Origin of the sequence: Desulfovibrio sp. (assembly GCF_019424165.1) — a bacterium.
GTDB lineage: Bacteria > Desulfobacterota > Desulfovibrionia > Desulfovibrionales > Desulfovibrionaceae > Desulfovibrio.
Window position 1 is genome coordinate 198,286 of the sequence record NZ_JAHZAA010000001.1, and the last position, 24,576, is coordinate 222,861.

16 protein-coding genes, 1 pseudogene and 1 riboswitch are annotated in these 24,576 nt (G+C 60.4%); of the genes and pseudogenes, 11 read left to right on the top strand and 6 right to left on the bottom strand.

The genetic code is table 11. From position 1 onward, the window contains the following. Window positions 1-7 precede the first annotated feature (7 nt). From purB to QZ377_RS00770, 4 genes are all read left to right on the top strand, one after another. Window positions 8-1,318 (top strand): adenylosuccinate lyase, encoded by a 1,311-nt coding sequence (gene purB / locus QZ377_RS00755; protein ID WP_291438635.1) that lies wholly within the window; start codon window positions 8-10, stop codon window positions 1,316-1,318. A 36-nt stretch (window positions 1,319-1,354) separates the two neighbouring features. Further along, window positions 1,355-1,912, top strand: a complete 558-nt coding sequence (gene pyrE / locus QZ377_RS00760; RefSeq protein ID WP_291438762.1) for an orotate phosphoribosyltransferase — start codon at window positions 1,355-1,357, stop codon at window positions 1,910-1,912. Window positions 1,913-2,084: 172 nt separating this feature from the next. Further along, complete coding sequence (locus QZ377_RS00765) at window positions 2,085-4,595, top strand: L,D-transpeptidase family protein (RefSeq protein ID WP_291438637.1); 2,511 nt, start codon at window positions 2,085-2,087, stop codon at window positions 4,593-4,595. Beyond that, a complete protein-coding gene (locus QZ377_RS00770; RefSeq protein ID WP_291438638.1) occupies window positions 4,592-5,338 on the top strand; it encodes a hypothetical protein in 747 nt (248 codons plus the stop codon). Before QZ377_RS00765 ends, QZ377_RS00770 begins: the two co-directional genes overlap by 4 nt. 623 nt (window positions 5,339-5,961) lie before the next feature. On the opposite strand, the gene QZ377_RS00775 is transcribed toward QZ377_RS00770, so the two are convergent. The 4 genes from QZ377_RS00775 to QZ377_RS00790 all read right to left on the bottom strand — a co-directional run bounded on the left by QZ377_RS00775 (window position 5,962) and on the right by QZ377_RS00790 (window position 12,334). After that, complete coding sequence (locus QZ377_RS00775) at window positions 5,962-8,268, bottom strand: hydratase (RefSeq protein WP_291438639.1); 2,307 nt, start codon at window positions 8,266-8,268, stop codon at window positions 5,962-5,964. A 48-nt stretch (window positions 8,269-8,316) separates the two neighbouring features. Then, window positions 8,317-9,021 (bottom strand): LysE family translocator, encoded by a 705-nt coding sequence (locus tag QZ377_RS00780; RefSeq protein WP_291438641.1) that lies wholly within the window; start codon window positions 9,019-9,021, stop codon window positions 8,317-8,319. A gap of 247 nt (window positions 9,022-9,268) precedes the next feature. Continuing rightward, window positions 9,269-10,411 carry an NADP-dependent isocitrate dehydrogenase gene (gene icd, locus QZ377_RS00785; RefSeq protein ID WP_291438643.1) on the bottom strand — a complete coding sequence of 381 codons (1,143 nt, stop codon included), beginning with the start codon at window positions 10,409-10,411 and terminating at the stop codon, window positions 9,269-9,271. 87 nt (window positions 10,412-10,498) lie between these two features. Further along, a complete protein-coding gene (locus QZ377_RS00790) occupies window positions 10,499-12,334 on the bottom strand; it encodes a cache domain-containing protein (RefSeq protein ID WP_291438645.1) in 1,836 nt (611 codons plus the stop codon). Window positions 12,335-12,567: 233 nt separating this feature from the next. Here QZ377_RS00790 and QZ377_RS00795 point away from each other — a divergent pair, with 233 nt between their 5' ends. The 4 genes from QZ377_RS00795 (at window position 12,568) to QZ377_RS00810 (ending at window position 17,983) form a co-directional block, all read left to right on the top strand. Further along, a complete protein-coding gene (locus QZ377_RS00795) occupies window positions 12,568-14,775 on the top strand; it encodes a ribonuclease catalytic domain-containing protein (protein WP_291438647.1) in 2,208 nt (735 codons plus the stop codon). 112 nt (window positions 14,776-14,887) lie between these two features. Beyond that, window positions 14,888-15,559, top strand: a complete 672-nt coding sequence (gene plsY / locus QZ377_RS00800) for a glycerol-3-phosphate 1-O-acyltransferase PlsY (RefSeq protein ID WP_291438649.1) — start codon at window positions 14,888-14,890, stop codon at window positions 15,557-15,559. A gap of 315 nt (window positions 15,560-15,874) precedes the next feature. Further along, entirely contained in the window at window positions 15,875-17,320 is a 1,446-nt protein-coding gene (gene thrC, locus QZ377_RS00805; protein WP_291438651.1) for a threonine synthase, read from the top strand. Between the two features lie 213 nt (window positions 17,321-17,533). Continuing rightward, the gene (locus QZ377_RS00810; protein WP_291438653.1) at window positions 17,534-17,983 is read left to right on the top strand and encodes a GyrI-like domain-containing protein; all 450 of its coding nucleotides are present in this window, start codon (window positions 17,534-17,536) and stop codon (window positions 17,981-17,983) included. A gap of 136 nt (window positions 17,984-18,119) precedes the next feature. Here QZ377_RS00810 and QZ377_RS00815 read toward each other — a convergent pair whose 3' ends face one another. Both QZ377_RS00815 and QZ377_RS00820 read right to left on the bottom strand, forming a co-directional pair. Then, window positions 18,120-19,469 (bottom strand): sugar transferase, encoded by a 1,350-nt coding sequence (locus QZ377_RS00815; RefSeq protein WP_291438655.1) that lies wholly within the window; start codon window positions 19,467-19,469, stop codon window positions 18,120-18,122. A 373-nt stretch (window positions 19,470-19,842) separates the two neighbouring features. Further along, the gene (locus QZ377_RS00820; RefSeq protein WP_291438657.1) at window positions 19,843-20,991 is read right to left on the bottom strand and encodes a glycosyltransferase family 4 protein; all 1,149 of its coding nucleotides are present in this window, start codon (window positions 20,989-20,991) and stop codon (window positions 19,843-19,845) included. 270 nt (window positions 20,992-21,261) lie between these two features. Here QZ377_RS00820 and QZ377_RS00825 point away from each other — a divergent pair, with 270 nt between their 5' ends. The 3 genes and pseudogenes from QZ377_RS00825 (at window position 21,262) to grdE (ending at window position 24,567) form a co-directional block, all read left to right on the top strand. Then, complete coding sequence (locus QZ377_RS00825) at window positions 21,262-22,284, top strand: SDR family oxidoreductase (protein ID WP_291438658.1); 1,023 nt, start codon at window positions 21,262-21,264, stop codon at window positions 22,282-22,284. A gap of 358 nt (window positions 22,285-22,642) precedes the next feature. Then, window positions 22,643-22,744: riboswitch (glycine riboswitch) on the top strand. Between the two features lie 160 nt (window positions 22,745-22,904). Next, a pseudogene (locus QZ377_RS00830) lies at window positions 22,905-23,279 on the top strand (GrdX family protein); the annotation flags it as partial. Between the two features lies 1 nt (window position 23,280). Beyond that, window positions 23,281-24,567 carry a glycine reductase complex component B subunits alpha/beta gene (gene grdE, locus QZ377_RS00835; RefSeq protein ID WP_291438659.1) on the top strand — a complete coding sequence of 429 codons (1,287 nt, stop codon included), beginning with the start codon at window positions 23,281-23,283 and terminating at the stop codon, window positions 24,565-24,567. Window positions 24,568-24,576 lie beyond the last annotated feature (9 nt).

The following is a 24,576-nucleotide window of genomic DNA, read 5'->3' on the forward strand; positions in this document are numbered from 1 at the left end:
GGCTGTCATGATCGAACGCTACACCCGCCCGGAAATGGACCGTATATGGACTTTGAAAAACCGCTATCAGGCATGGCTTGACGTTGAGTTGGCCGTTTGCCGGGCGTGGAGCGAAATGGGCCGGATTCCGGCCGAGGCCGTTGCCGTTATCTGCGACAAGGCCGCCATTGATGTGGACCGCATTCTCGAAATCGAGGAAGTGACCCGTCATGACGTCATTGCCTTTCTGACCTCGCTTGAAGAAAAGGTGGGGCCGGACGCGCGCTACATCCACTTGGGCTGCACTTCGTCAGATATTGTGGACACGGCCAACGCCCTGCTGCTGGTGCAGGCGGGCGAACTGATCCTGAAAGACCTGCGGGGCCTTCTGGACAGCATTGAATCGCTGGCCCGCCGTCATAAAGGCGTACTGTGCATGGGCCGCACCCACGGCATTCACGCGGAGCCTACCAGCTTCGGCCTCAAGATGGCCGGTTTTTACGCCGAGTTTTCGCGTCATCTGGCGCGGGTTGAGGCGGGGCTTGAGAGCGTGCGCGTGGGCAAAATATCCGGCGCAGTGGGTACATACGCCTTTTTGTCGCCCGAGTTGGAAGCGCGCGCCCTGGGCCATCTGGGCCTTGGGGTTGACCCGCATTCCACCCAGATCATCCAGCGCGACCGTTACGCCCACTTCTTTACCTCCCTGGCCATTCTGGGCGGCGGCATAGAGCGCCTTTGCGTGGAGCTGCGCCACCTGCAACGCACCGAGGTGCTGGAAGTGGAAGAGGGCTTTGCCAAAGGGCAGAAAGGCTCTTCGGCCATGCCGCACAAAAAGAATCCCATTTCGGCTGAAAATATGACCGGGCTTTCGCGCCTGCTGCGTACCAACGCCCTGGCCGCCCTGGAAAACCAGGCTCTCTGGCACGAGCGCGACATCAGCCATTCATCGGTGGAGCGTGTTATCATGCCCGATTCCACCATATTGGCCGACTACATTCTTGCGCGCCTTACCCGCCTGCTGGACGGCCTTGTGGTCAAGCCCGACCGCATGCGCGAGAATATGGACCGCTCCTTTGGCCTGTATTTTTCGCAGCGTGTGCTCACGGCGCTTGTGTCCGGCGGGCTGCCGCGCCAGCAGGCCTATGAGGCCGTGCAGCGTCTTGCCATGCAGAGCTGGGAAAGCCGCGTGCCTTTCCCCGATCTTGTGCGCGCCGATGCGGATATGAGCGGCCGTCTGGGCGAAGCCGCCCTGAAAGAGCTTTTTGATCCTTCCTATTACCTGCAGTACGAGGACGAGATTTTCGCCCGCGTGTTTGCTGAAAGCCCCGCCCGGGCCTAGCCGAGGTTGTTCATGAGCGTTTGCACCCAAGAGCATATGATGGAACTTAAACGCCGTCTCGCGCGCCTGCTGGTGGAAAAGTCCTACCGTGAAGGGGATTTTATGCTGGCTTCAGGCCGCAGAAGCGACTATTATTTTGACTGTCGTGTAACGGCCCTGCACGCCGAAGGCTCCTGGCTTATCGGCACGCTGTTCAACCACATGCTTCGCGATCTGGATATCCGGGGCGTGGGCGGCATGACCATGGGTGCAGATCCGCTGGTTTCCGCCACTACGGTTATTTCGTATGAGCAGGGCAGGCCCCTGCACGGCCTGCTGGTGCGCAAAGAGGCCAAAGGCCACGGCACCGGGCAGTTTGTGGAAGGACTTGGCAACTTTAACGCAGGTGATCGCGTTGCCATGCTGGAAGATGTGGTCACCACGGGCGGTTCGCTGCTCAAGGCCTGCCACAGGATCAGTGACGCAGAGCTGAATATTGTTGCTGTGTGCGCCATTCTGGACAGGGAGGAAGGTGGCCGTGAAAAGCTCCGTGAGGCGGGATATGAACTGCTTGCCCTCTTCACCCGCGCGGAACTGGTGGCCCTTGCGCGCTGAGTTCACTCCGGCGGAACCTGACGCAGCGGCCCCTGGGGCCGCCGTGCCTGACGGTATTTCGCGGGCGTCTCTTTTGCCGTACGCAGAGGGGCGCGCGCCTCTTCGGCACGCGATGGCACGTTTTTCCTTCACAGCCCCCACAGCCCGCCCATCCCGTTCGGGAGGCCGCGTTTTGCGCAACAGTGTGGCTCTCCGCCGTATTGCTGTTTTTCTTTTTTCTCTTTGCGCCCTGCGGGCCTTGCCGGGCCTTGCGGCGGCGCTTTTGTGCGTTCTTGCCGCGTCCGGCTACGCGCGCGCCGACAACTGGCAGGCTTCGCTGTACAACGAGGGCCTGCCTTCCCATCTGGTGGCTGTGGACAAAAACCGCCAGACCTTCATGTTTTTCGAGAAAAAAAGCCCTCTCAAGCTCCGCTATACCTATCCCTGCACCACCGGGCAGTTGACCGGCGACAAGAAGGTGCTCAACGACCTGCGTACTCCCGAGGGCATCTATTTTGTGGAATACAAGATAGCCAGCGGACTGGACTTCAAAGAATACGGTGGCATAGCTTACACGCTCAACTACCCCAATCCCGTGGACAAGCTGCGTGGCAAAACCGGCCACGGCATATGGATTCACAGCAAGGGCCTGGGCATTGAGCCGCTTTCAACGCGGGGCTGCGTGGCTATCGGGCTGAAAGAGATTGACGAGGTCGGCCCGAGCCTTGTACCCGGAACCGCCGTGGTGCTGGCGGAACGTCTGGATGAAACCGCTATGCCGCAGCCGGATAACGGCACGGCCCGCGAATTGCGGCGGCTCATGCAGGCGTGGAGCAACGCCTGGGCCGGGCGCTCATCCAAGATGTTTGAGTTCTATGATGGCGATGCATACAGCAAGGCCATGCCCGAAAGTTTCGCCGCCTTCAGGCTGAACAAGGAACGTCTGTTCAAGATCCTCAGCTTTATCAAAATTTACAACCGTAAAATTCACGTACTTGAAGGGCCGGGCTATTGGGTTACCTGGTCCGAGCAGTTTTATACCGCATCCAACCTTTCCACTGAAGGTGTCCGCCGCCTGTACTGGCAGCGGGGCGACGACAAGAAGTTCCGCATTGTCGGTATGGAATGGACCCCCCGTGATCTTGGCATGCGGGCCGCTTACCAGAAAGGCCAGCTTGTGGCCGAAGCGCCGTTGCAGACGGCTTCGGACGTTGATTCCGAAGCGCCCCTGCCGCCGCGCCTGGATATGCCTGAAAGCGCCGCTGACGGCGCCGAATCTGTGGCCGCCAACGCCGCCGCTGGGGGCAAGACAACCGGCAAAGCGCCTGCTGAAGCCGCAGCGCCGGGTAAATCCGTTGCACTCAGCGAACCTCTTGTTCCCCGCCGCATGCAGGCTCCGCCCCCGGCAGAAGTGAACTGGGGCGCGCGCCCCGCCATGGAAGACTCTGCCCGGTTTGCTGCCGAGCAGCGGGCCGCCGAAGAACTTGCTGCCCAGCAGCGCGCGGAAGAAGAGCGCGCCGAAGCGAATCGCCTTGCCGAAATCCGTGCTGCGGAAGCACGCGCGGCTGCCGAAAAAGCCGAGGCCGAACGCCTTGCCGCTGAACAGGCCGCTGCTGAAAAAGCCGCTGCCGAAGCTGAAGCGCAACGGCTGGCACAACTTGCAGCGGAAAAGCTCGCCGCAGAAAAGCTCGCTGCGGAAAAACTGGCTGCGGAACGCGCAGCGGTAAAGGCCGAGGCCGAACGCCTGGCTGCCGAAAAGGCTGCGGCTGAAAAGGCCGCCGCCGAAGCTGAAGAACAGCGGCTGGCGCAATTGGCCGCGGAAAAGCTCGCCGCGGAAAAACTGGTTGCAGAGCAGCTTGCCGCCCAGCGCGCCGCCGAAGAACTGGAAGCCAAAAAGCAGGCTGCCCTTGCCGCGCAGGACTTGCACCTTACGCCGGAACTGCGCGCCCAGTTGCAACAGGCTGTGAGCGGCTGGAATGCGGCCCTTGCCGCCCGTTCGCCGGCCCTTGCCGACTTTTATGATCATGCACGCTTTAACCGCGAGCCTGGAGCACCGCGCGGGCTTTCCTATAATGCCGCCTGGCGCGAGCTTGAAAAGCATCTGGGCGCGCCCTGGCTGCGTTACATCAGCCGCAAACCTTCTTTCGAGGTGCAGGGCAAACTGGCGGTCAGCCGTTGCGAAGAGCTTGTGGCCGGCCCTCACGGTCTGAGCGAAGGCGTTCGTACGCTCTGGTGGCGCAAGGGAGACAACGGCGACCTGCGTATTGTGGCCTCGCAGTTCCAGCCCGATGAGCTGGGGCTGGCCGCCGATTATCTCGATCAGGTAAGCGGCGCGGTGAGTGATGCCATTGAAGGCTGGCGCAAGGCCTGGGAGGCTGGCAACCTGGATGCATATATGGCCTGTTATACCGACAGTGCTGTGCAGCAGGGCCGGTGGGGGGCCAAAAACATCCGTCGCCAGAAAGAAGGGCTGTGGTCCCGTGTGCAGCCGACCCTTGTACAGCTTTCCGGCCTGCGGCTGGTGGCGGACAAGACCGGCATACGCGCCGACATGGGGCAGACCTATGCCGACAGCGTCGGACACAGCGACAGGGGAACAAAAACTCTGCTGTTACAGTATGACGGCAAGAAATGGCTTATCGCGCGTGAAGACTGGACGGCGGCCCCCGCCGCTGCCCCCGCGTCCGGAGGAGGCAGGCCTTGAAATACAAGGAAAGCCTTTCCATCATCTTTATGAGGGATAACGGTCCCCGGAGCAGCTTTCGCGTTCGTCGGGGCCGCTTTTACGCGGCGCTGGCCTTTTTTGCCTGCCTGCCAGTGCTGAGTGCTGTTCTGGGCTGGCAGTGCTGGCAGCTATGGCAGGAGAATGCCGCGCTGCGCGCCAATGTGCTGCGCTTTGAAAGCGACTATCAGGGTGCGCAGGCCACGGCAGAGCGCCTTGAACATCTTGAAGAACTGCTGCGCGAAGAAGATGTGCAGGGGCGCGACCTTGTTCTGCGCCGCCTGGGTGGGGGAGAGGCCGCTGTCGAGACTTCCCCGGCAGAGAGGGATGAAAACGGCAAAAGCGAAGCGTTGCGCGGTGCAGAAGGGCCAGGGCATGAGGAATTTCCTGCCATTGACCTTGATTACGTCAAGGTGGGCAATGTGCAGGTACGCGCCCTGCGCGGCGGCAAGCTGCGCCTTGCCCTTGATTTGCGCAACACCGACAACCAGCGTCTGGCTTCCGGTTCTGTGTCGGGTACGCTGGTTACGGCTGACGGGGCAAAGCACGCCCTGAATTTTGACCCGGAAAACGTGGGTGATTTTCGCATCAGCCGCTTCAAGCGCACTGTCATCGTGGTGCGCCTGCCGGGACGTCTTGATCTGATGAACGCCCAGGTTATTCTTGAGGTGCACAATCAGGATGAAAGCGTGGTCTACCGCAATATTTTTCCTGTGGAGCACTAGGCCCGCTTATCATTAAAATGCCTGCCTGCCCTGCGCGACTGGCTTTGACCGGTTGCCGCCCAACCCGACGAGCATCAGCTTATTTGATGCAATGCCATCCATTGCTTTGGCTCGCATGAAAATTCAAGGCCGTTGAGCTATCGCAAACAGCGATATTTTCCGCAGAGCGGCCAGACATCTTTGGAGCACGGCAAGCAAAGAGCTTGCCCGCAGAACGGAAAAAATCTTTCCCGGGTATCCTGCTTTTTCTCCACGCTCACCGTACAGCCCCAAGATGCAAAACGCGCCATAAGCACCGCCAACAGCGGGCTGTGCTTGTGTTGTTTTTCTGTCAGGGCTCGGGCCTTTGTCGCTGTAGCATGGCACACAGACAGTCAGACCCCCCCCACAGTTTTCGGGCAAAGCGAAAGTAAACGATGGCATTGCGCGGCGCGCAGGGAGGGAAGCTCCCGAAGCAGGGGCCGCGCCAGCGGCCCCGTCCCCTCCCGCAGATCAGGAGAATGCTTGTAGCAGATTAAGCAGAAATAAAGATTTTGTGGGCTGGGAACGTGAAGAGGGACCCCTTTTGCAAAGGGGTCCCTCCACAAGCATTTCAAAGTGAAAGTGCTCTAATCCGCCAGCGGTTACGCGTTGCGTGTGGCGTTATAGAAGTTGATCAGGCAGCCATCAAGGATGATCTGGCGTTCGTCATCGGTCAGATCCTTGAGGGTAAGGGCGATCTGCTCGCTCGTACCGTTTTCGCGCACAATATGGGCCAGCAGGGTGGGGTCGGCCTCCTGCACGGCCTTGCGCACGTGAGGCACGGCAAGCCAGTCGCCAACCTGAAGTACGCCGGCAAGATCCTCATCAACAATGAAGGGCAGCATGCCCCAGTTGATCAGGTTGGAGCGGTAGCGCTTGGTGGCATACTCCACAGCCAGGTTGGCCCATCCGCCCAGCACTTTCTGGCAGGATGCCGCCTGTTCGCGCGCCGAACCATCACCAGGCTTGACGGCAAAGATGGTGGAGCCGATGCCCACATTCGCAAGATCGGTTCCGTTTTGCGGGATATTCAGGCCGCAGCGGGCAAAGAGCGCGCGCACCTGTGCCACAAGGTCCGCATCGGCCGCATTGGACAGCCGTGTTTTTTCAAGGAGGTTGACGGCCTTGGCGCGCTCCACATAGCCGGGGTCCTTGCGTGACAGGGTGTATTCCGCCAGTTTGAGCGGGTTGGAGCGCAGGGATGAGGTCTCGCCCGAAGGGATAAGCTCATCCGTGGTGGTCACGGGGTCGGTGATAACACAGGCGACCTGAAGCAGCAGGTGTTCGGGCAGGGCGCTCATGGCGGGCCAGTCCGCAATATTGGGGCCGAAAATCAGCGGTGTTTCGGGCTTGGCCTGACCAAAGCCGTTGTAAACGCGACGATGGTAGATCAGCGGCTCGAAACGGTAATCAAGGCTGACGTCCGCAAGGCCGGGGGCGTTCCAGTCCAGATCCGTGGCGGGGGTCAGGCGGCCGCCATTGGCCGCCGTGGCGGCAATGGAGCGGGCATCCATAAGGGCCACGGCAGAAAGCTGCCCGTTGGCCGGTTTTGAGCCCTCACGGTTGGGGAAGTTTCGGGTGGTGTGGCGGATGGACAGGGCGCCGTGTGCCGGAGTGTCACCCGCGCCGAAACACGGACCGCAGAAGGCGTTTTTCATCACTGCGCCCGAGGCCATCAATCTGGCCGTGGAGCCGTTGTTGACCAGGGCCAGGCCCTGCGGTTCGCTGGCAGGGTAGACGGAGAGGCTGAAGGCAAGATTGCCCGTGCTTTTGCCGTCCAGAATGGCGGCGGCCAGGGTGATGTTTTCAAAGCTGCCGCCCGCGCAGCCCGCAATGATGCCCTGGTCTACCCACAGGCCGCCATCGCGGATTTTGCCGCAAAGGTTGAGGCCCCTGGCGGCATCGCCAAACTGGCGACGGGCCTCGTCTTCCACATGGGCCAGAAGCTCGGGGGCGTGTTTTGCAACCTCGGCCACGGGGTAGGCGTTGCTGGGGTGAAAGGGCAGGGCGATCATAGGCACGATCTTGCCGAGATCAATGCGTATAAGGCCGTCATACGCTGCCGGGCCTTCAAGGCGCAGTTCGGCGTAATCGCCGGGGCGGCCATGCTGCTCAAGATAGCGGGCCACTTTGGCATCTGTGGTCCAGATGGACGAAAGACAGGTGGTTTCGGTGGTCATGACATCGATGCCGCAACGGTATTCCACCGAAAGGCCATCCACGCCGGGACCCATAAATTCCAGCACCTTGTTTTTCACAAAACCGTTTTTGAAAACAGCGGCAATCAGGGCCAGGGCTACGTCCTGCGGGCCTACGCCGGGGCGCGGCGCGCCTTCGAGCCATACGGCGATTTTCTGCGGATCGGCCACGTCGTAGGTTTTGCCGAGCAACTGTTTGACCAGTTCCGGCCCGCCTTCGCCCACAGCCATAACGCCCAGCGCGCCATAACGGGTATGGCTGTCGGAACCCAAAATCATGCCACCGCATTTTGTCATCATTTCACGTACATATTGATGTATGACCGCCAGATGCGGGGGAACGAAGATGCCGCCGTACTTTTGGGCGGCCGCAAGGCCGAAAAGGTGGTCGTCTTCGTTAATGGTTCCGCCCACGGCGCAAAGGCTGTTGTGGCAGTTTGTCAGGGCGTAGGGAACGGGAAATTCCGTAAGGCCGCTGGCCCGCGCTGTCTGGATAATGCCCACATACGTGATGTCGTGCGAGGCCAGGGCGTCAAAGCGGATGCGCAGCACGTTTTCCCCTTCCGGGGCTGTGTTGTGCGCGGAAAGAATGCGCGCGGCCAGACTGTTTTTGCGCGCGGCCTCCACATCCACGCCTTTGGCGCGGGCCTCTTCGGCACTGCGGATGGTGTTTCCATCAATGACAACGGCATTGCTTATGAGTTCAATCATGGTGGCAGACCTTTTTGCTGGGTTTTGAGGTCGCTGGCGCGACGCCGGTTAGCGGGACTGCGCCGCGGCCAGTTTGAGGCCGAAGGCTATAAAGATAAAACCTGTAAAGCGTTGCAGCCAGAGCTGAAAGCGACTGCTTTCAAAAACATGGCGCACACGGCCGAGCATATAGGCCAGAGGCACATACCAGAGCAGGCACAGGGCCGACAGTATGCCGCCAAGCTCCAGAAACTGCGGGGCGAGTGGAGCGTGCGGATTCATGAACTGCGGCAGAAACGTCAGAAAAATGATGACGGCCTTGGGGTTCAGGGCATTGGTCAGAAAGCCCTGACGAAAAAACGACCACCACTGGCGGCCCGTAAGGCGCGGAGCCGCTACAGTCTTTTTCATGACGTCGTGTGCCGGATCATTTTTTTGCAGGCCGTCTGTTAGCGGCGCAACCTTCACTACCGCAGCGCCGGTCTGGCGGCCGTGGCGCAATGCCTGGATGCCGAGCCAGATGAGGTAGGCCGCACCCACGTATTTCAGGATGCTGAACCACAATACGGACTGCGCGATAATGGCGGAAATGCCGAGCATGGCGGCCGTGGTGTGCACACCGATGCCCAGGGCCACGCCGCAGGCCGCGGCCTGCCCCTGGGGGCGGCCGTCAAGCAGCGATATCTTGGCGATAAGGGCAAAGTCCGGTCCCGGCAGCATGACCAGCAGCGCCGCCATGGGTACGAACAGAAGCAGGTTTTCCATTGAAATCATGTGTGTTTTCCTGTCCTGCGGGGCGGCATGGCGCATCGGTACGATCAGATGCGCCATGCCTTCTGGAGATGTTTTGCCGTTGTTACGGCATGCTGTTCAAAAGTACCTGAAATTTTAAGGGATATTTTTTGTAACATACACGGCAAATAGCGTTTTGCCCTTGTGTGCCGCGTGTAAGGCACGGCATTTGTGGCAATCGTGCAGTGCCGCGCCAGAGTTGCGCTGGCCTGTTTTGGCAATACGGCTGTTACAGGTTGGCCCCGATGATATCGCCAAACTCCCGGCAGCCCACCACGCGGGAGCCGGTGACCTGGGCGGCCAGGTCCTCGGTAACGGCCTTGCCCGCAATGGCTTTGCCCACGGCCTTGCGGATGCGCCCGGCGGCGTCGTGCTGCCCCAGGTGCTCAAGCATGAGCGCCCCGCACAGGATGACGCTGCCGGGATTGGCCTTGTCCTTGCCCGCAATGGTGGGAGCTGTGCCGTGGGTGGCTTCGTAGAAGGCCAGCGTGTCGGACATGTTCACGCCCGGCGCAAGGCCGAGACCGCCCACCTGGGCCGCCAGCGCGTCGGAGATATAGTCGCCGTTGAGGTTGGGCGTTGCCAGCACCTGATACTGCTCGGGACGCAGCAGCGCCTCCTGAAACATGGCGTCGGCTATGCGGTCTTTGACCACAAGGCGTCCTGCCACGGGTTCTTTTTCGGTGCAGGTGCAGTCGCCGAATTCCTGGGCGGCCACGTCATAACCCCATTGGCGAAAAGCCCCTTCGGTGAACTTCATGATATTGCCCTTGTGCACAAGGGTGAGGCTTTCCTGCTTCTGGTCCAGGGCAAAGCGCAGTGCGCGGCGCACAAGGCGCTTGGAGCCAGCCTCCGTCATGGGCTTGATGCCCACGGCGGCATCGTCGCTGACCTTGGTCACGCCCAGCTCATCGCGCAAAAAGGCCACAAGCTTGCGCGCTTCAGGGGTGTTGGCGGCAAATTCCACACCCGCGTAGACGTCTTCGGTATTTTCACGAAAAATGACCATGTTGACGCGCTCGGGGTGCTTGACCGGGGTTTCCAGCCCTTCAAAGTGGCGCACAGGGCGGATGCAGGCGTAAAGGTCCAGGGTCTGGCGCAGGGCCACGTTAAGACTGCGGATGCCCGTACCCACAGGCGTACCCAGGGGGCCTTTCATGGCGAGTTCGGCATGGCGCAGGGCTTCAAGCGTAGCTTCGGGCAGGGGGTGACCGCTTTCTTTCACGGCTTTGTCGCCGGCCAGCAGTTCTACCCAGTCAAGGGTAAGGTCGGCCCCGGCGGCGCCAATGGCCCCTTCAATGACCGGGCGGGCAGCTTGCCAGATTTCCGGGCCAATGCCGTCGCCTTCGATCCAGTACACAGTCTTGCGCATGTTCCCCCGTCCTTTTGTAATAGCAGTGAATATGAAGCAGGGCCGGGCCATCCCAAGCCCGGCCCCGGTCTGATGCTGAAAAACGGTCTAGTCCCCGTCGTCCACGCTGCCGACCTCATGCTGGAGGGAGCGGGCGCGCTTGAGCAGTTCCTCAAGCTGAATATCCACACCGATCACCCCGGCAATATTGTCTTTTTCATCAGTGACGGCACAGGAAACCGTGATGATGAGCTTGCTCGTAAAGTGCGACTGGTACACGTCCATAATGTGCAGATCGCCGCTTTGCATGGGTTTTTTGAACCACTCACGGCCGGAGAAGTCGTAGCCGATGGGCAGGGCTTCGTAGGTATCCTTATACACGGGGTCGGTGATGGCGGAGCATTTGAGGCTGCCTGTGGCATCCGTGAGGTAACAGTACTGGATAAAGGGGTATTCGCGTTCAAAGGCGTCGATCTTGGCATGGGCCTTTTCGCCGAAGTCCAGAAGGTCCTTGTCGCGGGCAAGACGCACAAGCAGGTTGGCGGCCAGTTCGCCCGCGAGCTGCTTCATGTTGTCGAATTCTGAAACAAAAAGCTCGGGCATGAAGCGCTGTACCAGTGCTTCCATTTCCACATGCGAGAAATTGGTGGTGCGCCCGGTTTCTTCATAGACAGCCATGATGGCATCGTAGATTTTGCCCACAGCAGGATGTTTTTTGGATATTTGCCGCTCTTTTTCAAGATTGAGATTGGTGTTGATCCAGTAAGCCACACCCGCGCGGCCCGTCTTGTCGGTGATGATGATGGGTACGGAGCGGCCAAGCAGGTGTCTGGTGTCGAAAATATTGTATATTTCTTCGTTCTTTGCCAGGCCGTCGGCATGCACGCCCGCGCTGGTGGCGTTGAAGTCGCGCCCCACAAAGGGATAGTTGTGGGGAATGCGGTAATCCAGCTCTTTTTCAAAAAACTGGGCTACTTCGTGCAGCACTGTGGTGTCGGCGGCCGCGTCATCGCCCGTAAGGGAGATATACTCCACAAGCAGGGCCTCAAGCGGGGTGTTGCCCGTGCGTTCACCAAAGCCGAACAGCGTGCTGTTAACCGCGCCGCAGCCGTTGAGCCATGCCGTGACGCCGTTGACGAGCACCTTGTGAAAGTCGTTATGCCCGTGCCATTCAAGCCACTGCCCGGGAACGCCCGCCTCGTCGGTAAAGGCGCGCACAATGCGCTGCACAGAGCGGGGCAGGGCTGCGCCGGGGTAGGGTACGCCGTAACCCATAGTATCGCACAAACGTATTTTTACGGGCATGCCGCTCTGGCGCGAAAGCTCCATGAGCTTCTGGGCCAGGGGCAGGCAGAAGCCGTAAATGTCAGCCCTGGTGATGTCTTCAAAGTGGCAGCGGGGTATGATGCCCCATTCCAGCGCCTGTTCGGCCATGCCCACGTACATGTCCATGGCCTGCTGGCGGGTTTTGCCCAGCTTGAGAAAAATGTGGTAGTCCGACACGCTGGTGAGCATGCCGGTTTCGTCAAACTCCATATCGCGGGCCAGCTTGAGGTCATCCTTGGTGGCGCGTATCCAGGCGGTCACGCGGGGGAAGCGGTAGCCGCGCGCGCGGCACACGTCAATGCACTTGCGGTCCTTGGCGGAATACAGAAAAAATTCCGAAGCCGTGATAAGCCCCGTCTTGCCGCCGAGGCGGTGGAGAAAATCAAACATTTTCGCCACCTGTTTGACCGTATACGGCGGGCGCGCCTGTTGGCCGTCACGAAATGTGGTGTCGGTGATGCGCATCTGTTCCGCAGGGCGCGGCGCCAGCAGCACTTCGTCAAAAGCAGTGCGGCAGATACTGGTATAGGGGAAAAGTTCACGGTAGAGCTGGGGGGTTTCAGGCTCCTGCATGACCAGGGTACGGCTGCCTCCGCTTTGGTGGATGATATTGCTCATATGCTCCCGCCGACTCGCGCTGAACGCGCGGAAAAAAGTTTTCCGGAGAAGGCCTGTTATAGCGGCTTACGGGGGTCTCGTCCAGTACGGTGCGCTGTCTGTACCCGGCAAAAGCGGCGCGTACGCACGTTTACCGGCCATCGGCACTTGCCAGAAGAGAAAAAATAAAGGATTGTCCCTGTCGGAGGCGTGTGGAAGCATGACTGTGCGGCGCGCCTTCTGAAGGAGCAGGCATGTCGGATTGTGTGCGCTACCCAGCGCCGGGTTGCGTGGTGGAGTATCTGGAGGGCAATGCCGTTCAGATTGCCCTTATTACTGAAGAGGCCGGGGGCCGTTTGCGTCTTTTGCTGCCCAACCGGCGGGAAACGCGGCTCAATGCGCCGCGCCTGCTGCCGTGGCTTGGTCCCATGTACAGTGCGGACCTGGGCAAGGAAGATGCGGTACGCCTGCTTGAGCAGCACCGGAAAAGCCGTGAGGAGCTTGCGGCTGACGTGCCTGTGATGGACGCGTGGGAACTGGCGCAGGGCGAGGTGGCTCTTGCCCCTGCACAATGGTTTGCCGAGCTTTTTGCCACTGATCCGGATTCCGATCAGGTGGCTGCCTACGGGCGCGCCCTGCTGGCCTGCAAAAGCCACTTCCGTTTCCAGCCGCCGGATTTTCAGGTTTTTCCCGCAGAAACGGTCGAAAAGCGGCTGACGGAAGAAAAAACCCGTCTGGAACGCGAAGCCCTTATCGCGGGCGGCGCGGCTTTTCTGCGTCTTTTGTGGGATGTGGCCTGCCGCAAACGCGACCTGCCGCCCCCTCCGGTCGAAGGTTCCGGCAACGGCGAATGGCCCGTCCCCGAGGTTGCCGAGCGCCTTGAAGAGGTGCTGCGTGTCCGCATGACCGACCCCGAAGGGCAGGAGCATGAAACCCTGTGGCGCACGCTTGCCAAGGGCCTGCCTGATGTACCCCATTTGCCTGTGCAGTTGCTGATGGCCTGGGGCAAACTGCCTGCCCATTACAATTTCTGGCTGGACCGCGCGGGCTATACCCCCGGCGATAGCTGGTGGACGCCGCACCGCGAAGAGGTGGAGGCGCTTGCCGCCGCCGCTGTCGCAGGGGCCATGCCCTCTGTGCAGCCCGCGCCGGAAACGCCGTTGGCGGAAAGCCCGTTGCCGGAAAACGGCTGCTGCCCGGCCCCCGGCCTTTTGCCCGAAAGCCCGCTGCCCTTTATCAGCATCGACAGCGCCAGCACACGCGACGTGGACGATGCCTTTTACGTGGAAACCACGGCAGAGGGGCGCACGCTTACCCTGGCACTGGCCTGCCCCGCCCTGTACTGGCCTTTTGGCGGCCCGCTGGACAAGACCGTCCTGCACCGTGGAACCAGCATTTACCTGCCCGAAGGCGACTGCCATATGCTGCCCGAAGAGCTGGGAACCTCAGCGTATTCCTTGCTGGCCGGCCAGCAGCGTCCCGCCCTGTGCGTGCGGGTTCCGGTGGACGACAACGGGCATTTCGGCCCGTGCGAAGTATATCTTGCCCGTGTGAATCTGGCCGCCAACCTGACCTACAGCGACAGTCAGGCCGTGCTGGACGCGCTTGCCGCCGGAGAGCCCGCGGCTCTGCCCGACAATCCTGCCGCCACGCATGCCGGGTTGCTCGGCCTGGGGCTTGCCTTGGCGCGGCAGCGGCAGCAGGCCCGCATTGAGGGCGGGGCCGTCATTATGGACAGGCCCGACCCTGCCATCCGGCTGGAGGGTGAAGGGGCCGAGGTGCGCGTGCACGTCGGGCCGGACTACCACGCCCCGGATGCGCAGATGCTGGTGGCTGAAATGATGATTCTTGCCAGCGCTGCCGTGGCCCATTGGGCACTGGAGCGGGAGATTGCCATGCTGCACAGGGTGCAGGATGTGGTGCTGCCCCGTGAATACGCCGGCATATGGCATACCCCGCAGGACATGACGCGCATCATGCGCGCCCTGACGCCTTCAAGCCTTGAGGTGCAGGCCAGGCCGCACGCGGCCTTGGGCCTTGACCGCTATACGCCCATGACCTCGCCCCTGCGGCGCTACCCCGACCTTGTCAACGAGGCACAGGTGGTGCATTTCTTGTGTGCCGGGCAGCCCCGCTGGAGCGAGAGTACCCTGACCGAACTTTTGCAGACGCTCTCGCCCGTGCTGGATGCCGTAGGGCAGGTGCAGCGCTTCCGCCCGCGTTACTGGAAGCTGCTGTACTTCCGTCAGCAGGGCGACAAGGTATGGTGGCCCGGCGTGATCACGGAAGAAAACGATGCCTTTGTGAGTGTGAGCTTGCAGGATCAGGGCATGTTTGTGCGCGGCAGGCGAAAGCTCTTTGACGACAGGGCGCATCCCGGCCTGCGGGTGGATGTGCGGATCGGCAAGGTACACCCGCTGTACAATGAAATCATGATTCTGGAAGCAGCCACGGTGGACTAGCGCGGCGTGTCCCCGAAGCGTGCGGCCCTGAGCTTTTCAGGACGCATGCGTGACCGCCCGGCGGCTATACATTCAAAAAAATGCAGTCCGACAGCGTGTTGTGGAGATACCCATGCTGGAAATACTCTGGATAGCCCTGGCTTATGTGCTCGGTTCCGCGCCGTGGGGGCTGGTTATTGCCAGAACCTTTTGCGGCATTGACCCGCGTGAAAACGGCAGCCGCAATACCGGAGCCACCAACGTGGCCCGCCTGTGCGGCTTCAGGTGGGGCGTAGCCACGCTTTTGTGCGATGTGCTCAAGGGGGCCGTACCCGTGTGGCTGGCCTTCAGGATCAATGCCTCGCCTGTTTTTGTGAGCATGGTGGCCCTGGCCTGTGTGCTCGGGCATGTTTTTTCCTGCTTTATGAAGTTCCGGGGCGGCAAGGCCGTGGCCACAAGCATCGGCATTTTTCTGCCCCTGGCCTTCTGGCAGCTTTTGGCCAGCTCACTGCTGTGCACGCTTGTTATCTGGCGCAGCGGCTTTGTTTCTCTGGGTTCGTTGACCCTGGTCACGGCCCTGCCTGTGGCTCTGGCCGTCAGCGGGCAGTGGGTCTGGCTGCCGCTGGCCCTCGGCGTGTGGGCCGTTGTGGTGTGGAAACACCGGGAAAATATCGTTCGCCTGCGCTCCGGCACGGAAAAAAGCTGGCTCAAGAGCAAGAATAAGGGCGAAACCGCGGGCAATGCTGTACAGGGTGATGCCGCGCAAAACACGAGCGCGCAGGATGCAGGCCGGAAGGACGGATAATTCTGCCGTGCGCATGTTTCAGGGCAATGTTGCCCTACGTCTGCCCTGACGGTTCGTGGCCGGTCCCGTCTCCTGTTCTGAAGGCGCAATGCGCGTTCAACCACAGCCGGAAGGCTGGCGCATGCGACCACAGCGCAGCGTGGCGGTACTGCTGCACGGCTGCGCGCTGCAACGGGCGTTTTGAACACGTTGGGAAAACCTGTTCCCAAGGGTAAAATATTTCGGAGCATTCCACCTGTGGAACACTCCGGTCGGCGGCACGAGCCGCTGTTGAAAAAACGGTTTTTGTTCCTGATGCCAAAAGGAGTTCGTCACATGGCCCACGCGGATTTTCCGGCCTATCGCGGCCGCATGGAATATGTCTGCCTTGATTGCGGCGCGCGCTACCCGGGGGACAGCCTGCTGTACACCTGCCCGCAGTGCGGCGGTGTTTTTCTACTGGAAAACCTGGACTTTGCCAGGCTGAAAGAGCGCAGCGGCCAGGAATGGCGAAAGATTTTTGACGACCGTTGCGCCAGCCGCTCCACGGCGCTCAAGGGCATTTTTCGGTACTACGAGCTGCTCGCCCCCCTGTTGGACGAAGACGATATCGTTTATCTGGGCGAGGGCATCACCCCGGTGGTGGAAGCCTCCGCTGCCCTGCGCGACATGACGGGCGTAGCTTTTGCCTATAAAAACGACGGACAGAACCCCAGCGCCTCATTCAAGGACAGGGGCATGGCCTGCGCCTTCAGTTATCTCAAGTGGCTTTGCCGCCGCAACCAGTGGGACGAAGTGCTGACAGTCTGCGCCTCCACCGGTGATACATCGGCAGCCGCGGCCCTGTACGCCTCCTATGTGGGCGCGCCGCTCAAGTCCGTGGTGCTGCTGCCCCACGGCAAGGTGACGCCCCAGCAGCTTGCGCAGCCCCTTGGCAGTGGCGCCACAGTGCTGGAACTGCCCGGCGTGTTTGACGACTGCATGAAGGTGGTGGAGCTGCTGGCAGAAAACTACCGCGTGGCGCTGCTCAACTCCAAGAACAGTTGGCGCATTCTGGGGCAGGAGTCCTACGCGTATGAGGTGGCTCAGTGGTATGGCTGGGATATGACGGACCAGTGCCTCTTTGTACCCATTGGCAATGCGGGCAACGTCACTGCCATCATGTCGGGCTTTTTGAAAATGCTTGATCTTGGCATTATTACGGGCCTGCCGCGTATCTTCGGCGTGCAGTCCGAGCATGCCGACCCGGTGTGGCGCTACTATGACGCCCCCGCAGGTTCACGCCGCTGGCAGCCGGTGACCGTGCAGCCCAGCGTGGCCCAGGCGGCCATGATAGGCAACCCCGTTTCATTCCCGCGCGTGCGCATGCTGGCCGAACGCTTTATGGAAAGCGGCGGCGAAGGCGCTTTCCAGGTGGTGCGCGTGACCGAGCAGCAGATCATGGACGCTATGATTATGGCAAACCGTCACGGCCACATTGCCTGCACCCAGGGCGGTGAATGCCTGGCCGGTCTGCGCAATGCCCGCGCCCTGGGCCTCATGGGCGACCACGAGCACGCTGTGCTTGACGCCACGGCCCATGCCCTCAAGTTTGCCGGTTTTCAGGACATGTATTTCAACGATGCTTTCCCGCTCGAGTACGGCGTATCTCCGGACAGGAGCCTGGCAAACCTGCCGGAACTGCTTTTGCCCCAGAGCGCTCGCGAAGGGCGGGATGTGGCGGAATTCGCCTCGCTGGGGGCGGAAGCCGTGGTGCAGCGTCTGAAGTTGCAGAAAAAATGACGTTTTTGCCGTAAGTTGTGTTAATAAAAGGGACTTTTTATAAAAGTCCCTTTTTGCTTTAGTATATGAAAAGTTGAAAACCATAGCAGAAAAATAAACAGATAACCTGTGTTCACTGTCTTCGTCTGGAGCGCAACGTGTTCAGGCGAAATACCGGCTATCGCAAAACAGGGGTACTCCACAGGCGGAACACCCCAGCGCAAGGAGCATCTCATGGATAAATTCAGGGCAACTGTTGTGGAGTTTCCGGCGACACGCCTGACGGGCATGAAGGTGCGCACCTCACTGGCGCATGCGCAGCAGGACTGCCCGGCCGTCTGGCAGCGGTTTGGGCCGCGCATGACCGGCATTGAGGGCAGGCAGAGCTTCGGCGTTTCCATTATGCTCAATGCCGAGGAGATTGAATACTGGGCGGCGGTGGAAGCTGACGGGCGCGATCTTCCGGCCGATATGGGGCATGTGGATATTCCCGCGGGAACATATGTGGCCCGCCGTGTGCCGGACCTGGAAAGTATCGGGGCCGCCTATATGTTCATTTTTGAAAAATGGCTCGGCGGCCAGGAAACCTATGCATATAACGAACAGGCCCCGTGCTTTGAGCTGTACCCGCCGGCCTGGAACCCTGAAGTTTCTTTTGAAATCTATATGCCGGTAAAAAGCTGAGGCGTCTGCGCCTGGGCATGACACATGAAAGCCCCGCCACGCAGATCGTTGCTGATCCGTGTGGCGGGGCTTTGCGTTGCCTGCTGAAAAGGAATGGCCGGGGGCTGCGCCGGACCGTAGGGGCTTTGCCCCGGCGTTACCGCGCGCCCTTGGGGAAGAGCACCACGCCGATAGTTTTAAAAATGATGTTTATATCCAGCAGGATGGACATGTTTTTGATGTAGTAGAGATCGTATTCCAGCTTGCGGCGCGCGTCTTCTTCGGACGCGCCGTAGGGGTAGCACACCTGCGCCCAGCCGGTCAGGCCGGGTTTTACCGTGTGCCGCAGGCTGTAGTACGGGATGGTTTCCTTGAGTTTCTGCACAAAGGCCATGCGCTCGGGGCGCGGCCCGATAAAGCTCATGTCGCCCTTGAGGATGTTCCATATCTGCGGCAGTTCATCTATGCGTACCTTGCGGATGAAGCGACCGAAAAAGGTGACCCGGCTGTCTTTGGCGCTGGCCCAGACGGCTCCGTCTTTTTCCGCATCGGCCCGCATGGAGCGGAACTTGTACACCGTGAATTCTTTTTCAAAAAGGCCCACACGGTCCTGCTTGTAAATAACCGGGCCGGGCGACTCCAGCCGCACGATAAGGGCCGTGAGCAGCATCACGGGCGTGGCGGGTATGAGCAGCAGCAGCGAGATCAGCACGTCCAGGGCCCGTTTGAGGCGACGCAACGAGCCACGCGTATTCAACGAAAAACCTTCAGTCTGCAACAGCCATTCATCCGTGAGCTGCGAGAGCGGCAGGCGTTGCACCACATGTTCGTAAAAACTGCGTATGTCCACCACCATGCTGCCGCGCAGCTTGGCCTGCAAAAGCTCGTGGGCGATGTCGTCATCAATGGGCGCATCGGGCAACAGCAGTATCATTGTGGCCTTTTTTTCCTGGGCTATGTCCAGAGCCAGAAAGGGTGGGCCAAGGCATGGTCCGGCATCCGGCCCCTGATCACGCTCGCCCACATAGCCGAGAATTTCCGCCTGGGGCAGGCCCTCGGCCAGCAGTTGGCGTACCTTGCCCGCGCGGTCCACGCCCACCAGCAGGATGCGCAGGGGGTGGGTGAGCTTGTCGGCATTGAGGTGGTACAGCCAGCGCCACAGCAGGCTGAGGCAGAAAGAAAGCGCGAAAAGCAGGGTGATGGTCTTGCGGTCAAAGCGCCAGTGCTGAAAGGCATAGGATGCCGTGGCCGAGGATACGATGGCCAGCAGGCAGGCTACAAGCACGCGGCCTGTGGTCTCCTTGAAGTCCTCGTTGCCCACATTGTACGCATCAAGGATATAGAAAAACAGCATGTAGAAAAAAACGGTAAAGAGCGAAGCCCCGGTGTAGTCGTCAAAAACGCTCAGATCCGGGGCAATGGTCGTCATGCCTGAAATAGTCAGGGCCAGCAGGATGCAGAACAGGTCCAGAACCTGCAAAAGACCCATGCGGTAGCTGCTTATCATTGCAAATTGTCCTCTGAAGGAGATTAGCCTTGCCAATAGCGTGTCATGCTTGAGCCGTACTTGTCGCCGCTGTTCTTACGGGCCGCAGAGCAGATGTCGCCGCACCCTGCATGCAGGAATACGGGTGGCTGTGCTGCGGAGGAGCCGTTGTCGCCCCGGAGACGGGGATTGCCTGGAACCTGTGGCGAAAACGTCGCTTTCCACCCGTCAGCCCCAGGCTGCTGCCGGTATGCGCCTGATTACCCGCAGGACTGTCCTGTACGGGGCTGCCCGCGTCTTGCCCGAAACCCGGACCTGAAATTTTGGCCCGAAGCCAGGCCTGGCCGCATGCCGCTGCGCCGCCGCAACCGCGAGCCTGCGTGGTTTCGTCAGCTTACGCAAGCGTGGGTACGCGCATGTCTTCAAGAATGCGCGCGGCGACCTTTTCCGCGTCAAATTCGTCCACAGCCATCCGGCGGCCGTTGGCCCCCATTTCAGCCATAAGCTGCGGTTGCCGGATAAATTTTTCCATAGCCGCGGCCAGGGCCTGCGGGTCGCGCAAAGGTACAAGATAGCCGTTATACCCGTCGCGCACAACCTCGCGGCAACCTGGGGCATCGGTCACTATCGCGGCGCGGCCCATGCTCATGCCTTCCATGATGGAGGTGGGCGTGCCTTCGCGCCAGGAGGGCAGCACCATTACATGAGCGGCGCTCACATAGGGGCGTACATCGCGCGTTTCGCCAAGGTACTCTATGCAGCCTTCGGCCTGCCACTGCCGCACGGTTTCAAGGCTTATGCTGCCAAGCCCCTGTTCGGCGGGGCCGAGCAGCAGAAAACGGGCCTTGGGGTGCGCCGCCTTGAGGGCGCGGGCCGCCTGGGCGTATTCTTCAAGCCCCTTGGCTTCAAGCAGTCGGGCTACCAGCAGAAAAACCGGCGGCCCTTCAAGGCTGCCGTCGGCCTCCAGCCCGGGCAGCGGGGCGGGGGCAAAGCGGCTGGTGTCTACTCCCGTGCCGCGCGCCTTGAGTATGCGTGCGCGCGTTCCCAGAATGCCGGCCCGCCGGAACACGGAAATATCATCATCATTCTGAAAAAATACGCCTTCAGCCCCGGCCAGGGCTGTGCGGTAGAGCAGGGCGCTCAGCCTGTTGACGCATTTTTTGAAAAAGCTGTCGGCCTCAAAGGCGTAGCCCAGGCCTGTAATGGTGGCGTATACGTGCGGGATTCCCGCCACGCGCGCGGCAATGCAGCCGTAGATGACGGGCTTGATGGTGGAGCTGAAGAGCAGGTCGGGCTTTTCATCCTTGAACAGACGCAGCAACGCCCCGGTGGTGCGCAGATCGCGCAGGGGGTTGAGGCCCTTGCGGTCAAGGGGGTAGTGCAGCAGGCGTGCGCCCAGGGCTGTCAGCGCCGCCTCCGATCCGGGGTCTCCCGGTGGGGCGCAGCAGACAACCTCATGCCCGGCGCGATGCATCCGGCGGATCAGCACGCTCCAGAAATTGCTCATGGACCTGGCCTGATTGCCCAGAACGATGATCTTCATTTGCCTGCATCTCCCTTTGCGCGTCGCGCCGTTTTGCTGTTGTGACGGCTTGCGGACGCATGCGCCCATGTATATCACCTGGCAGGATAAGTGAAAAGGGGGCCGTCGCCCTCCAATTTCGCTATGCCGCCCGCGCTGCCAGGCCCCAGTCCCGCCCGGCTTTACAGACACGGCCCGGCAGCGTAGGATTATGGCCGCCCGAAAGTGTCCGCCAGCTCTTGTAACGACGGCACGCGGGCAAAAAATCAATGCAAAAAACAGGACGCAAACATGAGCGCGTATTCCCAACTGTGTGCCACTATGCAGGCCTCGCCTTCCCGCTGGCTGATCACCGGAGTGGCGGGTTTTATCGGTTCCAACCTGCTTGAACGCCTTCTCGGGCTGGGCCAGACCGTTGTGGGGCTGGACAATTTTTTGACCGGATATCAGAAAAATCTTGATATGGTCCGCGATATCGTGGGGCCGGAAGCCTGGAGCCGCTTTACCTTTATTGAAGGCGATATTCGCGATGTCGACACCTGCCGCAAGGCCTGCGAAGGTGTGCAGCATGTGCTGCATGAAGCTGCGCTCGGTTCTGTGCCGCGCTCCATTGATGATCCTTTGCTGTCAAATAGCTGCAATATCACAGGGTTTTTGCACATGCTTGTGGCTGCCCGCGATGCCGGGGCAAAAAGCTTTGTGTACGCCGCTTCTTCTTCCACCTATGGCGATTCGCCCGAACTGCCCAAGGTGGAAGACAAGATCGGCCGCCCCCTGTCGCCCTATGCCGTCACCAAGTACGTGGATGAACTGTACGCGGATGTTTTCACCCGCTGCTACGGCTTTTCCAGTGTGGGGCTGCGCTACTTCAATGTGTTCGGCCAGCGCCAGGACCCTTACGGAGCGTATGCGGCGGTTATTCCCCAGTGGTTTGCCAGCCTCATCAAGGGCGAAACCGTCTATGTGAACGGCGATGGCGAAACCAGCCGCGACTTCTGCTATATCGACAACGTGGTGGAGGCCAACCTGCTGGCCAGCTTTGCCCAGGGCGAGGCTGCCAATACCGTGTACAACGTGGCCTTTGGGCAGCGCACCACCCTTAATGAGCTTTTTGCCCTTATTCGTGAAGAAGTGGTGCGCCACAAGCCCGAAGCCGCCAAGGCCGGTGTTGAACACCGTGATTTTCGCGCGGGTGACGTGCGCCACAGCCTGGCTGACATCAGCCGCGCCGAGACGCGCCTTGGCTATGCTCCCCGTTTTGACGTGCGGCAGGGGCTGCGGCTGGCAGGCGACTGGTACGCCGCAAACCTGTAGAGTCCGCTGCCTTTGCGCGGGTACTTCCCCGAAACGCCATTTTGCCTGCGGCGGCATTATTTTTATGCGCAATGAGAGAGCGGAACGGCAGTACTCACTGCCGCTCCGCTCTTCCTGTTCGTAACACGTTTTCTTTTCGCTCCTCTGCCCAGAGGTGCTGCCTTGCTGCTTGAGCAGCTCCTGCAAAAAAGTCGCTGTTTCATGAGACGGGGATAAAAAATATGCCGCTAATGGTATTTTTTATTGCCATATAATCCCGTGACTTGTCGGCAAAACATTGCTGTGCGGGCATTGTGAAATAAATATCTATCGCGAACGGGCTTGACACTTTTTTCTCAATGGGTCATTTGTTAGCCATGGTTAATGCGTGAGAGAGTCTCCAGCTTTCCAAAAGCTAGGGGCACCGAAGGGGCAAAGCCGCCAGGCCGAAACTCTCAGGTAAAAGAATTGCGCATTCTCGTGCTACTGAATCCGCTTGTGGAGACAGGGCGTGCCATCAAACTTCAGGTACGCTTATGCTCTACGTCCTTGTGACCAACAATCCCCGCTTTCAGGATATGTCGCCCGAGGGTTTGAGCATCAGACTCATCTCGGGCTGAGGCGCGTCTGTTGTTCGCGCGGCGCGCGACCTGATCCACCAGGGTTGGCTTCTTGCCAATCACCCCCTCTATGGCAATTTTTTGCCATGGCAGATGCCGTATCGTTCCCTTGTCCTTTCTTTTCCCGACCATCGTGACTCCTTGAGCGCCTCCACCCCGGTGGACGTCTCTTCCCTTGACCTCATCGAGCAGGCCCAGGCCCGTTATGCCGCCGCTGCCCACCGCGCTCCCGTGCCCCTTGCGGGCAGGGCATTGCGGGACTGCGCCTTTGTGGACGTGGAACTTTTACGCGCAACTATCGAGAGTTTGAACTGTAGCATCACAAGCCTTTCGACCCCCCACTGGAGGCCGTCCGGTTCAGAACCGGCCAGGCTTCCGCACGAAAAGGAGATGTAACGTGAAGTTGGAACTGCACCGCATCATGGTCAGCAAGCTGGCCTTTGGCGCGCACACCGGCATCCGCGACGGCGTGCTTACCGTCAACCGGGAAGAGCTGACAGCCCTGCTCAAGCAGGACGAGCGCCTTGCCAGTGTCGAGATTGACGCCGCCCACCCCGGCGAAAGCGTGCGCATTATGCCCGTGAAAGACGCTATTGAACCCCGCTGCAAGCTGGAAGGCCCGGGAGAGGTATTTCCCGGCTGGATTGGCGATGTGGAAAATGCCGGAGAAGGCAAGACGCTGGTACTGACCGGCATGGCCGTGCTGACCACGGGCCGCGTGGTGGCCCCGCAGGAAGGCATCGTGGACATGAGTGGCCCCGGCGCTGACTACACCCCTTTTTCCAAGACATGCAACCTGACCCTTGCCCTGTCTGCCGCCGCAGACCTTGAGCCGCACCAGTGCGAGGCCTGCTTCCGCCTGGTCGGACTGCGCACGGCCCATTACCTGGCCGCGGCCTGCAAGGAAACCGCGGCGGACAAGGTGGAAGAGTTTGATTTTCCGCCGTTCAGCGAAGCCATGCACGCTTACCCCGACCTGCCCAAGGTGGCCTATATCTACATGCTCCAGTCCCAGGGCCTGCTGCACGATACCTGGGTGTACGGCGTGGATGCCAAGCGCACTCTGCCGACCATGATCAGCCCCACCGAAGTTATGGACGGGGCCATCATATCCGGCAACTGCGTGTCTGCCTGCGACAAGAACAATACTTACGTACACCTGAACAATCCGGTTATCCGCAGCCTGTACGATCACCACGGCAAGGACCTGAACTTTGTCGGCGTTATCATCACCAACGAAAACGTGACCCTGGCGGACAAGAAGCGCAGTTCTTCCTATGCGGTCAAGCTGGCGCGCATGATGGGCGTTGATGCCGTGGTCATCAGCGAAGAAGGCTTCGGCAACCCCGATGCCGACCTCATCATGAACTGCCGCAAGTCCGAGCAGGCGGGCATCAGAACCGTGCTCATCACCGACGAGTTCGCGGGCCGCGACGGCTCAAGCCAGTCCCTGGCCGACTCCTGCCCCGAGGGCGATGCCTGCGTGACTGCGGGCAATGCCAACGAGGTCATCATCCTGCCGCCCATGCAGAAAATCATCGGTGATCAGGCCCCGGCCGAAACCATCGCCGGCGGCTTCTTCGGCTCCGTGCGCGAAGACGGCAGCCTTGAAGTGGAATTGCAGGCCATACTCGGCGCCACCAACGAACTGGGCTTTAACCGCATCGGCGGCCGCACCCTGTAGGGGCGTCCG

Bases quoted from the DNA above. Each gene is read 5' to 3' on its own strand.
- pyrE (WP_291438762.1), top strand. From the start codon at position 1,355: ATGATGGAACTTAAACGCCGTCTCGCGCGCCTGCTGGTGGAAAAGTCC.
- QZ377_RS00815 (WP_291438655.1), bottom strand. From the start codon at position 19,469: ATGATAAGCAGCTACCGCATGGGTCTTTTGCAGGTTCTGGACCTGTTC.
- QZ377_RS00780 (WP_291438641.1), bottom strand. From the start codon at position 9,021: ATGATTTCAATGGAAAACCTGCTTCTGTTCGTACCCATGGCGGCGCTG.
- QZ377_RS00825 (WP_291438658.1), top strand. From the start codon at position 21,262: ATGAGCGCGTATTCCCAACTGTGTGCCACTATGCAGGCCTCGCCTTCC.
- purB (WP_291438635.1), top strand. From the start codon at position 8: ATGATCGAACGCTACACCCGCCCGGAAATGGACCGTATATGGACTTTG.
- plsY (WP_291438649.1), top strand. From the start codon at position 14,888: ATGCTGGAAATACTCTGGATAGCCCTGGCTTATGTGCTCGGTTCCGCG.
- icd (WP_291438643.1), bottom strand. From the start codon at position 10,411: ATGCGCAAGACTGTGTACTGGATCGAAGGCGACGGCATTGGCCCGGAA.
- thrC (WP_291438651.1), top strand. From the start codon at position 15,875: ATGGCCCACGCGGATTTTCCGGCCTATCGCGGCCGCATGGAATATGTC.
- QZ377_RS00790 (WP_291438645.1), bottom strand. From the start codon at position 12,334: ATGAGCAATATCATCCACCAAAGCGGAGGCAGCCGTACCCTGGTCATG.
- QZ377_RS00795 (WP_291438647.1), top strand. From the start codon at position 12,568: ATGTCGGATTGTGTGCGCTACCCAGCGCCGGGTTGCGTGGTGGAGTAT.
- QZ377_RS00820 (WP_291438657.1), bottom strand. From the start codon at position 20,991: ATGAAGATCATCGTTCTGGGCAATCAGGCCAGGTCCATGAGCAATTTC.
- QZ377_RS00810 (WP_291438653.1), top strand. From the start codon at position 17,534: ATGGATAAATTCAGGGCAACTGTTGTGGAGTTTCCGGCGACACGCCTG.
- QZ377_RS00775 (WP_291438639.1), bottom strand. From the start codon at position 8,268: ATGATTGAACTCATAAGCAATGCCGTTGTCATTGATGGAAACACCATC.